The sequence below is a fragment of the Bradyrhizobium sp. NBAIM03 genome, from assembly GCF_020194055.1.
Classification (GTDB): Bacteria; Pseudomonadota; Alphaproteobacteria; order Rhizobiales; family Xanthobacteraceae; genus Bradyrhizobium; species Bradyrhizobium yuanmingense.
Window position 1 is genome coordinate 38,051 of sequence record NZ_JADYVS010000028.1, and the last position, 12,676, is coordinate 50,726.

The following is a 12,676-nucleotide window of genomic DNA, read 5'->3' on the forward strand; positions in this document are numbered from 1 at the left end:
GAGTTGAGCGCAGCGAAGTCCGGAGGGACTCTCAGCACGAGTTGGAGCGTTTGGCGCCTGCATCGCGCCGAAGACCTGACTTCGCCGCGGCCAGGGCTGCGGCGAGCTCGTCGATGTGATAGGGCTTGGGCAGGATCTCGATACCCGCGCTCTCCGCTTCATGGACCGAGGCTTCGGCATATCCGCTGGTCAGCAATATCGGTATGTCGCTTCGTCTCTTCCTGACCTCGCGCGCAAGCTCGACCCCGTTCATGCCGCCCGGCATCATGATGTCGGAGAAGATCAGATCGATGGGACGGCCGTCCGCCAGGGCACCGAGCGCTGCTGCGGCACTGGAAGCGCGTGTGACCTCGTAGCCGAGCTGACCGAGCATCTCGCTGACCAGCGCGGCAACCTCGTTATCGTCCTCCACCAGCAGGATCTGGCCCTGATTGCTCTTTTTCGGGCGCACCCTGGTGAGGTCGATGAGGTGTCGCTCGTCGGAGGGAGTCTCGAAGGATCGCGGCAGGTACAGCTCGATGCTCGTGCCTCGGCCGACCTTCGATTGAATTCGCACCGTGCCCCGCGACTGCGTCGCAAATCCATGGACCTGTGCGAGCCCCAGTCCAGACCCCTTGCCGACGTCTTTGGTCGTGAAGAACGGCTCGAACACCCGCGACATGATCTCCGGGGGCATGCCGACACCGGTGTCGACGACGGACAAGCGGACATAGTCGCCGGCGATCTCCCCATCGTTCAGGTCGGGTAGATTTTCGCCGCGCACGATGATCGTGCCGCCATTGGGCATGGCGTCGCGGGCGTTGACGGCCAGGTTGAGAATGACCAGCTCGAGCTCGCCGGGATCGACCTCCACCGGCCAAAGCTGCTCCGGAAAGTCGAATTCGACATGGACGTCGCCCCTGAGACTGCGATCGAGCAGTTCACGCATGCCGCCGATCTGCGCGGCGACGTCGACAGGCTCCGGCCGGAGTTTCTGCCGCCGTGAGAATGCCAGAAGCTGCTTGGTCAGGCTCGCTCCGCGCTGCGCCGCCTGGATCATCCCGTCCATCAGGCGGCGGCGCCGGGTCGGATCGGTCTGGCGTTCGAGCATGTCGAGGCCGCCGGAAATCACCATCAAGAGATTGTTGAAGTCATGCGCGACGCCGCCGGTGAGCTGGCCGATGGCCTCGATTTTCTGAGCCTGCCGAAGCGTTTCCTCCACGCGTGCTCGCTCTTCGATCTCGAGGCGAAGCTGCGTGTTGGCTTCCTCCAGCGCCTTCGTCCGCTCGATCACCAGCTTCTCGAGCTCCTGGGCCGTCTGCTCGCGCGCCTCGAGCAGAGCCCGGATCTCGTATTGACGCCGCCGAGCCCGCAGTGCGGATTGGATGGTGCTGGTCAGCGTGATCGGTTGAACCGGCCGTTCGAGCAGCGAAACGTTGCGCAGAAGCTCGACGATACTGCGTCGCCAGGCGATGACCGAGGGCTGCTCCCGGTGGCTGGTGAGAACGACGAAAGGCAGATCGGACCACGGCGGCTGACCGGCGATCCATTGTGCCAGCGCCGCGGTGTCCTTGCCGAACAATCCTTCCTCGGCAAGAAATACGGTGCCAACGCCTGCCGCCATTTCGGTGACGAGTTCGGCCAAGTCCCGGCAACTGATCGCCTCGAGGTTCGCGTTGCGCAAAAGTTCGGCCGATGCCGGTCCGTCGCGGCCCACCGGGGCGAAGACGAGAACGCGGTGATCGCGCTGCGCGCTCATTCGAGCGGCCCTTCCGGGAGGGCCGTGCCGGTATAGCGGGGATTGCCGGAAAAGATGCCGCTGAACTCATGAAGTGGCGGGCCGAGCTTGATTCCGTTGCTACCGAGTCGGAATTCGCGGATGCCATGCTCGTGGCCGCCGCTTCGCTTCTTGACGACCGACAAGGCGCGCCGAACCGTTCCGGCGAACTCGAAATAACGCAGCATCACCACTGCATCGCTCAAATAGCTGAGGTCGAGCGGCGTATCCATGGGACCGACAAGCCCATGCTGGGCGAGAATGAGGATGGTGAGCACGCCCTGCTGGGCCAGATAGCTGAGCAGTTCATGCATCTGCAGAACGAGGAAGCGTTCATCCGGCATCGCGTTCAGATAGCCGTTCAGGCTGTCGATGACGATGATGCGGGCATTGTCGACCTCGACGCTCCGGCGGAGCGTTGCCGCGAACTCACCCGGCGACAATTCGGCGGGATCGATCTGCTGAAAGCGGATATTTCCGGACGCGAGATGTTTGTCCAGCGGCAGCCCGAGCGCTTTGGCGCGTGCCTCAACCGTTCCGCGTCCTTCATCGAAGGCGAAGAATACGGCGTGCTCGCCGCGTTCCGCCGCCGCGATGGCGTAGGTTAGCGCAACTGACGACTTGCCGACGCCGGCCGCGCCGAGGAGAAGAGCGTTGGTGCCGCGCTCGAGCCCCCCTCCCAGGAGCTGGTCGAGCTCGGGGTTGCCGCTGGTCACCATCTCACCATCGAATAATCTGTGATGTTCGGCTGCGACGAGCCGGGGAAAGATCCGCAGCCCCCCTTGCGTGATGGTAAAGTCGTGGAAGCCGCCCCGGAAACGGATGCCGCGCATCTTGATCACGCGAAGCCGCCGCCGCTCGGCACCGTAATCGATGGCGAGTTGCTCCAGCATCACCACGCCGTGCGCGATCGAATGCAGTTGCAGATCATCCTGGGAGGATGACAGATCGTCGAGCAGAACCACGGTGCAGTTGCGATTGGTGAAGAAGTGCTTCAGGGCCAGAACCTGGCGCCTGTAGCGAAGCGGGTTCTGCGCCAGCAGGCGCAATTCGGACAGGCTGTCGAGCACCACGCGGGTGGGATTGATCCTTTCGACTTCCTTGAAGATCAGACCTGTGGTCTCGCTCAGCTCCATCTCGGCGGGATGAAAAACCGTCAGCTCCCGCTCGGGATCAAGCGTCGTTTCCGGTGGAACGAGCTCGAAGATATCGACGCCGTCCAGCGACCAGCCGTGCCGCTGTGCCACCACTGTGAGCTCGCTCTTGGTCTCGGAGAGCGAAACGTAGAGAACGCGTTCGCCGTCGCGCACGCCCCGAAGAAGGAATTGGAGCGCAATCGTAGTCTTGCCTGTGCCCGGCCGGCCTTCGTAGAGATACATCCGGTTGGCATCGAGGCCGCCGCCAAGGATGTCGTCCAGCCCTTCGCTGCCGGTTGACACCCGCGGCAAATCCTTGAAGTCGCTGCCTGGGGCAGCGGAGGATTGACCGGTCATGAACCCCCCTTACGCGTATCTTCCCAAAGCTCCATGCGCTCCAGGCGCATGCCGGAGCCGGATGACTGAAAAGGTCCGTCTAAGGAACTCCGATGCCGGGCCTGAGTTCCCGTCCCGAGGCGCTTCGGGCGGTCAGGCGACCGCTTCGTTGCCGCTCAGACTGTGCCGACGCGTGGATGGTGTCGGTTCAAAAATGAACACAAACGGTCCGCTCGCGGTCCATCCCGCTGCTGCCCTCACTGCCGGATGCGGTAGATCACGACGTCCTCGCCGTGACGGTTCGTGCTTCGCTCGAGCTGGTAGTTCGACTTCTCCAGCACGCGCCGCGATGCACCGTTCCCGACATACACAATGCCGATGAGAGACGGCAGTGCGAGCTGTGACAGCCCGATGTCCGTCAGCGCGGTCGCGATCTCGCTGGCAAATCCTTGGCCCCAGAATTCGCGCTTGAACGCGTAGGCGATTTCGACCTCGTCGACATCGTCCACGAGAATGTGCCGAATGCCCGCCCGTCCGGCGAAGGCCCCCGTCCTTCGTTCGCAGCGTCCAGAGTCCGAAGCCGTGCTGGTCCCAATGGGCCATGTTGGTTGCGAGATAAGCCCTCGTGACCTCGGGCGTCCGCACCCCGCCGAGATAGCGGGAGACCTCGGCGTCGCGATGCAGCGCGACGAGGTCGGCGAGGTGATCCTCGCGCAACCGTTCGGCGGTCAGGCGGTCGGTGGTGAAATGGTCCACGGCGACAGATCGCCGCTTCCGAGGCGTGTCGTCGTTCATGCTGCTATCGCTGCGGGCTGATCGTGACGTCATGCCCCTGTTTTGCCCGACGGGTCAACGGGCGACGGCCGGATCGTTGCCTTGCGCGTAACTCATTGATTTCACGACCCCCGGTCTACTGTGCATGGGGTTGTTTTCGCAGTTTCGTTTTGGAAGGGCTACCCCGCCCCCAGCGCGACGGCGACGTTGTACGTCACGAGGCTCGCCGCATAGGCCAGCACAAGCATGTAGGCGAAGGTGGCGCCCATCCAGGCCCAGCTGCCGGTCTCGCGCCGGATCACGGCGAGCGTGGAGGCGCATTGCGGGGCGAAGATGTACCAGGCCAGCATCGACAGCGCGGTGGCGAGCGACCATTTTGTCGCCAGCACCTGGCCGATCTGCTCGACCGCTTCGTTGCCGCCCTCGATCGCATAGACGGTGCCGAGCGCCGCGACCGCGACCTCGCGCGCCGCCATGCCCGGGATCAACGCCACCGCGATCTGCCAGTTGAAGCCGACGGGGGCGAGCAGGGGCTCGAGCGCCTTGCCGATCATCGCCGCCAGGCTGAACTCGATGGCCGGCCCGGTCGCGCCCGCGGGCGGCTGCGGGAAGGAGGCCAGGAACCAGATCAGCACCATCATCGAGAAGATCGTGGTGCCGGCGCGCTGCAAGAACATCTTGGCGCGGGTGTAGATGCCGATCACGATGGATTTCAGCCGCGGCATCTTGTAGTCCGGCAGCTCCAACATGAACGGCGCCGGCACAAAGTCGCGCAGCATGAAGAACTTGATCACGAACGAGACCAACAGCGCGCTGATGATGCCGGCGGCATAGAGGCCGAACATCACGAGGCCCTGCAGGTTGATGAAGCCCCAGACGTCTCTGGCCGGGATGAAGGCGGAGATGATCAGCGTATAGACCGGAATGCGCGCCGAGCAGGTCATCAGCGGCGCGATCAGGATCGTGGTCAGCCGGTCGCGCTTGTTGTCGATGACGCGCGTCGCCATGATGCCGGGAATGGCGCAGGCAAAGCTCGACAACAGCGGAATGAAGGCGCGGCCGTGCAGGCCGGCGCCGCCCATGATGCGGTCCATCAGGAACGCCGCGCGCGCCATGTAGCCGAAATCTTCCAGGAGCAGGATGAACAGGAAGATGAGGATGATCTGCGGCAGGAACACGATGACGCTGCCGACGCCGGAGATCACGCCGTTCTGCAGGAAGCTTTGCAGCAAGCCGTCGGGCAGGGTGGCCTGCACCAGTTCGCCGAGCGAGTCGAACCCGGACTTCAGCAGCTCCATCGCCGGCTGCGCCCAGGCGAACACCGCCTGGAACATCACGAACAGGATCAGCGCGAGCACGATCAGCCCGCCGACCGGATGCAGCACGATCGCGTCGATCCGTGCGGTCCAGGTGTCGGGGCGAGCAGGCAGGCTGACGCAGTCGGCGATGATGCGATCGGCCTCGCGTTGGGTGGCGCGCAGCTCGGAGACGCCGAGCGCGCGCCAGCTGTTCTCCACCGGCTCGGCGGCGAGCTCCGCGGAAATCTCGTCGGTCAGCTTGAGCAGGTCGGCCGTGCCGCCCTTGCGCACCGCGATCGAGGTGACCACGGGCACGCCGAGCTCCTTGGCGAGCCGCGCGACGTCGACAGTGATGCCGCGGCGGCTTGCAATGTCGAACATGTTGAGCACGAGGATCATCGGCCGCCCGGTGCGCTTCAGCTCCAGCAGCAGGCGGATGGTCAGGCGCAGATTGGTGGAATCGGCGACGCACAGCACGAGATCGGGCAGGGTCTCGCCGGAGGCCTTGCCGAGCACGAAGTCGCGGGTGATCTCTTCGTCCGGGCTGCGGCCGCGCAGCGAATAGGTGCCGGGCAGGTCGACCACGGAGACCTGGCGGCCGAGCGGGGTGACGAAGAAGCCTTCCTTGCGCTCGACCGTGACGCCGGGATAGTTCGCGACCTTCTGCCGGCTGCCGGTCAGCGCGTTGAACAGCGAGGTCTTGCCGCTGTTGGGCGTGCCGACCAGGGCGAGATGCAGCAGCGGTGCTTCCATGGGATCAAGGGCCTGCGGGGCAGATTGCGGTCGCGCGTCAGGCGACGATGATGGCCATGGCTTCGCGACGGCGGACCGCGATCGTGGTGCTATCGACCCGCACCGCGATCGGATCACGCCCGACCAACCCCTCATGCAGGATCTCGACCCGGGCGCCCTCGACGAAGCCGAGTTCGATCAGGCGGCTCTCGAGCTCGACGTCCGAAAGCGCCGAGCCAGCCTCTTTGGCGGCAAGGTGTTGGATGACGCCGGTATAGCCGCGCTGGGCCAGACCCAGCGGCATGTGCGAACGCGTATCAGTGGTATCGGTCATGCCCTGTATTTTCAACGTCGGGCATTGAGGTCAAGCGTGCCCGCCCGCCGAAGCTGCACCTTAGAGCGATTTTAAATGTGCAGAGGCCGGGGCGCCGTCGTGGGCGCCCCTCGACGGCTACTGGGCCGGGACCTTATCCGGCTGGGCGGCCATGGCGCGGCTCTTGAAGTAGTCCAGGACGAAGAGACGGATCGCCGACGACAGATTGCCCTGCTGGCGGTTGTTGTCGATCTCGCCGACCAGCTCGGACAACGTCATGTTGCGCAGGCCGGAGATCTCTTTCATGCCGTTCCAGAACGCCTCTTCCAGGCTGACGCTGGTCTTGTGGCCGGCGACGACGATCGATCGTTTCACCACCGGCGACTTCATGGCTGCTCCTCGCGATCGATCCGGTGCTGGTCCAGATTCTCCTTGGCCTGGTCCGCCAGCTTCGCCTCGGACGACCGTTCCGCCTTCGTGCGCCCGAACTTCGCCCGGTTGGCGTCCGCCTGCTTCGCCGAGGCTTCCCGCTCGACGCGCTTCCTGAAACGATTCAGGTTGATGACGTTCCCCATGCCGCGTCTCCATCATCCGCTCCTCTTCAGGCAGGATGAAACATTCAGAAACAGGGCGCCACATTGCGCCGCAGAAGACTTGATCGCCATTCGCTCGTCCTCGTCAATCGGCCCTTGGGCCATCAAACGATGAATTTCGCCCCGTCGAGGGCAGTGGAGCTGCGTAACACGCCGCCCCGCCGCAACATTGACGGTAATCAAATCCCGCCCCCAAAACCGCATATTTTTGGGCGCCGAGCGTCCGTATCATTACGGATGGCTATCGGAATTCGGAATCATCCCGGGCTGATCATCTTCTCAGCGCGCACCAGGCGGTCGAACTCGTCGGCCGAGACGAAGCCGAGCCGCAGCGCCTCCTCCTTCAGCGTGGTGCCGTTGGCGTGCGCCGTCTTGGCCACCTTGGCGGCGTTGTCGTAGCCGATCTTCGGAGCCAGCGCCGTCACCAGCATCAGCGAGCGCTGCATCAGCTCCTTGATGCGCTTCTCGTCGGCGCGGATGCCGCTGACGCAATGCTCGGTGAAGGAGCGCGCGGCATCCGCCATCAGGCGGATCGAATGCAGCATGTTGTAGGCCAGCACCGGCTTGTAGACGTTGAGCTCGAAATGACCCTGGCTGCCGGCGACCGTGATCGCGGTGTGATTGCCGAACACCTGGCAGCACACCATGGTCATCGCCTCGCACTGGGTCGGGTTGACCTTGCCCGGCATGATCGAGGAGCCGGGCTCGTTCTCCGGCAGGATCAATTCGCCGAGGCCCGAGCGCGGGCCGGAGCCGAGCAGGCGGATGTCATTGGCGATCTTGAACAGGCCGGTCGCGACCGAATTGATGGCGCCGTGCGCCAGCACATAGGCATCGTTCGAGGCCAGCGCCTCGAATTTGTTGGCGGCGCTGGTGAAGGGGAGCTTCGTAATCCCGGCAACGTGCTTTGCGAACAGCTTGGCAAAGCGCGGCTTCGAGTTGAGACCGGTGCCGACGGCTGTGCCGCCCTGCGCCAGCGGATAGAGGTCCTTCACCGCGATCTTGAGCCGGGCGATGCCGCTTTCGACCTGCGCGGCATAGCCGGAGAATTCCTGACCGAGCGTCAGCGGCGTCGCATCCTGGGTATGGGTGCGGCCGATCTTCACGATCTTCGAAAACTCCCTCTCCTTCTTGCGCAGAGCGCGCAGCAGCTCGCCGAGGGCAGGGACGAGATCGGCATTGATGCGGCTTGCCGCCGCGATGTGCATCGCGGTCGGGAAGGAGTCGTTCGACGACTGGCTCATGTTGACGTGATCGTTGGGATGCACCGGCTTCTTGGCGCCGAGCTCGCCGCCGAGCAGCTCGTTGGCGCGGTTGGCGATCACCTCGTTGAGGTTCATGTTGCTCTGGGTGCCCGAGCCGGTCTGCCAGACGACAAGCGGAAAATGGTCGTCCAGTCTGCCTTCGATCACCTCGCGCGCGGCGCGGATGATGGCGTTGGCACGGCGCCGGTCGAGCAGGCCGAGCTCGAGATTGGACTGCGCGGCGGCGAGCTTGACCATGCCGAGTGCATGCACGAGTGAGATCGGCATGCGGTCGGTGCCGATGCGGAAATTCTGGCGCGAGCGCTCGGTCTGCGCCCCCCAATAGCGGTCGGCGGCGACCTCGATGGGACCGAAGCTGTCGGTCTCGGTGCGGGTTGCGGGGCGGGCAGTCTTCGAGTGGGACGCTTTGGCCATGAGCACATCCATTCTGCCGCGCGAAACGCCGCGCGGCCTGTTCATGTGCTCTTCTATATAGACAGTTGGCCGGGCGCGATGGCTCTGCGCCCAACCTAGATCATTTCTTGCGGAAACGATCGAGCCGCACGACCTCGGCGCCGCCCTGACTCGGCGGCGGCGGCTCGTCGGCAGCTTCCGGCTTCTCCGCGGCAGGTGTCGGGACCGATACGGCCGATGGCGCCGGCGCTGCCGGCAGATTGTCCGGCGCGACCTCGGCGACGTCGGAGGTGTCGAACTGGAGGCCGAACTTCACGGACGGATCGAGGAAGCTCTTGATGGCACTGAACGGCACCACGAGCCGCTCCGGAATGCCGCCAAAGGACAGGCCGACCTCGAAACGGTCCTCGAGCACGGTCAGGTCCCAGAACTGGTGCTGGAGGATGATCGTCATCTCCTCCGGATATTGTGCGAGCAGCCGCGGCGACAGCTTCACGCCTTCGGCCTTGGACACGAAGGTGATGAAGAAATGATGCTCGCCCGGCAGGCCATGGGCTGCGGCATCGGTCAGCACCTTCCGCAGCACGCCGCGCAGCGCATCGCGGGCCAGCACATCGTATCGGATATGATCGGTCGCCATGGTGGTCCTGTTGCATCCAAGCAGCCGAACCCTGCCGATCCGACTCGCCAAGTCGCAATAGTACCGCGCCTGACGGGCGAGCAGGAGTCCCCGCCGGGGAAGAATCAAAGAGTAAAGTGGAGGCTTCTGTTGCCAGGTGCCTCCGAACCCCGCCTAGCGGAGCTTAACCCGCTAGGACTTTAGAGTGGTCTTTCAAACTGCGTTACGCAGCCTGAGCAACCGGAGCAAAGTTGTCGTTGGCAACTATTGCAGTAGCCCGATAACGGCGGAACAATACCGGGAAAAAGTACGCCCTTTACGCCCTCGTCGATCCTATTTCGCCCCCGCCAAAGCCCAGCTTCGGGCACGCCCGATGGTGGGCTTTGGTGGAGGCGCCGGGTACCGCCCCCGGGTCCGAATGGTTTATTGCGACGACCGTTTATTTCCATAGCCGGCGAACCGGCACCCCCAATATAGGGGGCAAAGCTTTCGAAAAACAGAGGGTTGGAGGCGCGATCCCGCGGTTCCCTTTGGATAGGCTTCGGAGTGCCGGGCCTATCGCGGCTCTGGCCTTTGCCAGAGGTCGCCAGCCCGATGTGCCGAATCCTTGCGCATAATGAAACGCTGCTGCTCCAGCGAACGGACAATGTCAGTCTCAGCGACGTTCAATTTCCTGCGGCGGAAAGTAGCAGCGTGACGAGCCGCAAGCCGACTAGGCGCTGATCTCCACTTCGGCCCGATCTCGCTCTTCGCCGTCGCCGCTGCGCCGGCAGTGCGCGAGACCCACTGCACCGCGGTTGAGGCGAAGCACCAGAGGCCGACCAGGACACCGGTCCGACCTCGCAGGACTTGCCAGGTCCGAACGCTTATCGTGACGTTAATCGGGCCGATCCAGCAATTGCTACACTGCGTCTGACCGCGATGGTTGCAGTGGTCGCGTCCATCTCGCGCATCAATCCCCTCTGGCTTTTGCTTACCGCGGCGTGTTGGGTTTTGCTGGCATTGTCTGATGAAAATCGCTAGGCAGTGATCCGGGCGGGTATCCAGTTCCAGCCGATTTAGAACAACCGTGCTCGTGACTTACAGGTCGCGGAGGAGACAGGCATGGCCGACACGATGGGCCACTCAGCGACGGCCACCCGAAACACCCGGGTGGCGCTCGGCTTTTGTCTGCTGGCGATTGCGCCGCAGATTTTCGAATTGATCTGGTCGATCGGGACGATTTTCGGCTGGGGGACCGGCCGCGGTCCGGCGGCGGTCGTCACCGGTCATGCGACGGCGCTGCTGGCCGGCGCGCCGAGCGCCCTCTTCGGATCATTCGGCGGCGGCGCCAAGAAGATGTCGTCCGAGGTGCTGCTGGCGCTGATCTATTCCTATCCGCTGTTTGCGGTGGCGATCCTCACGCTGTTTATGACCATCCGCTCGGCGCAAGATTATGTCGGCGGCGTCGTGCTGATGGCCGTTGCCCTGTTTGCGCTGTGGGCATCGAGCGATTTGCAGGGCATGCGTGGCTTCTCCTTCGGTGCGGGCACTGCGCCACGTATGTTCGGCGGGCTGCTGGTTGCCCTGTCTGCCGGCATCGCCTTGACCGGCCTGATCACGGCGGGACCGGCGCTTGCGCATTATTCCTGGCGCGGGCCGCTGTTCGTGGTGGCGGCGATCCTGTTCTTCGCCCTGTCGATCCGGTCCCTCGGTCTCGTTGTCACGGCCTTCTCGAGCTTCATGATCGCGGCGACGGGCTCGCACGAGACGCGCTGGCTGGAAGCGGTGATCGTCGGCGCCTGCCTGACGGTCGGCTGCGCAATCCTGTTTCCCTATGTGCTCGGGCTGCCGATGCCGATGTATCCGCGTTTCCTGATCCAGTGAGGGCGTGATGGATATCTTTGCCAATCTTGCTCACGGCTTCGCCGTCGCGTTCACCCCGATCAACCTGTTGATGTGCCTGATCGGCGCCCTGGTCGGAACGCTGGTCGGCGTTCTCCCTGGCATCGGCACCATCGCCACCGTCGCGATGCTGCTGCCGATCACTTTCGGGCTGCCGCCGGTCGGCGCGCTGATCATGCTCGCCGGCATCTATTACGGCGCGCAATATGGCGGCTCGACCACGTCGATCCTGGTCAACATACCCGGTGAGGCGACATCGGTCGTGACCGCCATCGACGGTCACCAGATGGCCAAGCAGGGCCGCGCCGGTCCGGCGCTCGCGATCGCCGCGATCGGCTCGTTCTTCGCCGGCTGCGTTGCGACCATCCTGATCGCACTACTCGGCGCACCGCTGACGAAACTCGCGCTGGCGTTCGGTCCGGCCGAATATTTCTCGCTGATGGTGCTCGGCCTGATCTTCGCGGTGGTGCTGGCCAAGGGCTCGGTGCTGAAGGCGATTGCGATGATCGTGTTCGGACTGCTGCTCTCAATGGTCGGTTCGGACATCGAGACCGGCGCCTCGCGCATGGCCTTTAACATTCCCGAGCTCGCCGACGGTCTCGGCTTTGCGACCGTGGCGATGGGCGTGTTCGGCTTTGCCGAGATCATCCGCAACCTCGACCACGGCGCCGAAATGAACCGCGATCTGGTGCAGCAGAAGATCACCGGACTGATGCCCACCAGGAAGGACCTCGGCGATGCGACGCCGCCGATCCTGCGCGGCACCGTGCTCGGCTCGATCCTCGGCATCCTGCCCGGCGGCGGCGCGGTGATCGCGTCCTTCGCGGCCTACACGCTCGAGAAGAAGCTCTCAAAGACCCCGTCCCGGTTCGGCCGCGGCGCGATCGAGGGCGTGGCGGGGCCAGAGAGTGCCAACAATGCCGCGGCACAGACCTCGTTCATTCCGCTGCTCACCCTCGGCATCCCGCCGAACGCGGTGATGGCACTGATGGTGGGCGCGATGACCATCCACGGCATCGTGCCCGGTCCGCAGGTGATGCAGAAGCAGCCGGATCTGGTCTGGGGCATGATCGCTTCGATGTGGATCGGCAATCTGATGCTGATCATCATCAACCTGCCGCTGGTCGGAATCTGGGTGCGGCTGTTGCGCGTGCCCTATCGGCTGATGTTCCCCTCGATCGTGATCTTCTGCGCGATCGGCATCTATTCGGTGAACAACGCGCCGGTCGACGTCATCCTCGCGGGCGTCTTCGGTCTCGTCGGCTATTGGCTGATCAAGCACGATTTCGAGCCGGCGCCGTTGCTGCTCGGCATGGTGCTAGGACCGCTGATGGAGGAGAACCTGCGCCGGGCGCTGCTGATCTCGCGTGGCGACTGGAGCGTGTTCCTGACGCGCCCGTTGTCGGCGGTGCTGCTTGCGGTCGCGGCAAGCCTGCTCGTCCTTACGGTGCTACCTGTATTGCGCGCCAAGCGCGACGAGGTGTTCACCGAGTCCGAGAACTGAGGTCGTGCGCGCCGAGTCGGCTCGGTCCTGCGTCGGCGCGCCGCATTCGGAAGTCGAATCGACTTGTGTTACG

Annotated in this window: 11 protein-coding genes, 1 other RNA gene and 1 pseudogene; 3 read left to right on the top strand and 10 right to left on the bottom strand. The window is 64.2% G+C overall.

Annotation, left to right across the window (positions count from 1 at the left end; all coding sequences use genetic code 11):
• Nucleotides 1-31 precede the first annotated feature (31 nt).
• The 3 genes and pseudogenes from I6F21_RS30690 to I6F21_RS30700 all read right to left on the bottom strand — a co-directional run bounded on the left by I6F21_RS30690 (nt 32) and on the right by I6F21_RS30700 (nt 3,945).
• Nucleotides 32-1,738 (bottom strand): ATP-binding protein, encoded by a 1,707-nt coding sequence (locus I6F21_RS30690; protein ID WP_225114692.1) that lies wholly within the window; start codon nt 1,736-1,738, stop codon nt 32-34.
• A complete protein-coding gene (locus tag I6F21_RS30695; RefSeq protein ID WP_225114693.1) occupies nt 1,735-3,249 on the bottom strand; it encodes an ATPase domain-containing protein in 1,515 nt (504 codons plus the stop codon). Before I6F21_RS30695 ends, I6F21_RS30690 begins: the two co-directional genes overlap by 4 nt.
• Nucleotides 3,250-3,485: 236 nt before the next feature.
• Nucleotides 3,486-3,945: pseudogene (locus I6F21_RS30700) on the bottom strand (GNAT family N-acetyltransferase).
• Between I6F21_RS30700 and I6F21_RS30705 the strand changes: the two are divergent.
• On the top strand, nt 3,907-4,044 hold the full coding sequence (locus I6F21_RS30705; protein ID WP_225114706.1) for a hypothetical protein: 138 nt from the start codon (nt 3,907-3,909) through the stop codon (nt 4,042-4,044). The pseudogene I6F21_RS30700 and the gene I6F21_RS30705 overlap by 39 nt on opposite strands.
• Nucleotides 4,045-4,181: 137 nt before the next feature.
• On the opposite strand, the gene I6F21_RS30710 is transcribed toward I6F21_RS30705, so the two are convergent.
• From I6F21_RS30710 to ssrA, 7 genes are all read right to left on the bottom strand, one after another.
• Nucleotides 4,182-6,053 (bottom strand): ferrous iron transporter B, encoded by a 1,872-nt coding sequence (locus I6F21_RS30710; RefSeq protein WP_225141595.1) that lies wholly within the window; start codon nt 6,051-6,053, stop codon nt 4,182-4,184.
• 37 nt (nt 6,054-6,090) lie between these two features.
• Nucleotides 6,091-6,366 carry a FeoA family protein gene (locus I6F21_RS30715; protein ID WP_036006563.1) on the bottom strand — a complete coding sequence of 92 codons (276 nt, stop codon included), beginning with the start codon at nt 6,364-6,366 and terminating at the stop codon, nt 6,091-6,093.
• 117 nt (nt 6,367-6,483) lie between these two features.
• The gene (locus tag I6F21_RS30720) at nt 6,484-6,735 is read right to left on the bottom strand and encodes a ribbon-helix-helix domain-containing protein (RefSeq protein WP_025038043.1); all 252 of its coding nucleotides are present in this window, start codon (nt 6,733-6,735) and stop codon (nt 6,484-6,486) included.
• The gene (locus I6F21_RS30725; protein WP_225141596.1) at nt 6,732-6,920 is read right to left on the bottom strand and encodes a DUF4169 family protein; all 189 of its coding nucleotides are present in this window, start codon (nt 6,918-6,920) and stop codon (nt 6,732-6,734) included. The genes I6F21_RS30720 and I6F21_RS30725 overlap by 4 nt, the downstream gene beginning before the upstream one ends.
• A gap of 275 nt (nt 6,921-7,195) precedes the next feature.
• The gene (gene fumC, locus I6F21_RS30730; protein WP_225141645.1) at nt 7,196-8,629 is read right to left on the bottom strand and encodes a class II fumarate hydratase; all 1,434 of its coding nucleotides are present in this window, start codon (nt 8,627-8,629) and stop codon (nt 7,196-7,198) included.
• An 88-nt stretch (nt 8,630-8,717) separates the two neighbouring features.
• Nucleotides 8,718-9,236 (bottom strand): ClpXP protease specificity-enhancing factor SspB, encoded by a 519-nt coding sequence (locus I6F21_RS30735; protein WP_225141597.1) that lies wholly within the window; start codon nt 9,234-9,236, stop codon nt 8,718-8,720.
• Between the two features lie 115 nt (nt 9,237-9,351).
• Nucleotides 9,352-9,718, bottom strand: a transfer-messenger RNA (tmRNA) gene (gene ssrA, locus I6F21_RS30740).
• A 601-nt stretch (nt 9,719-10,319) separates the two neighbouring features.
• Here ssrA and I6F21_RS30745 point away from each other — a divergent pair.
• Nucleotides 10,320-11,081, top strand: coding sequence for a tripartite tricarboxylate transporter TctB family protein (locus I6F21_RS30745; protein WP_036024976.1), 762 nt, complete (start codon nt 10,320-10,322; stop codon nt 11,079-11,081).
• 7 nt (nt 11,082-11,088) lie between these two features.
• Entirely contained in the window at nt 11,089-12,603 is a 1,515-nt protein-coding gene (locus I6F21_RS30750) for a tripartite tricarboxylate transporter permease (protein ID WP_036006571.1), read from the top strand.
• Nucleotides 12,604-12,676: the final 73 nt, after the last annotated feature.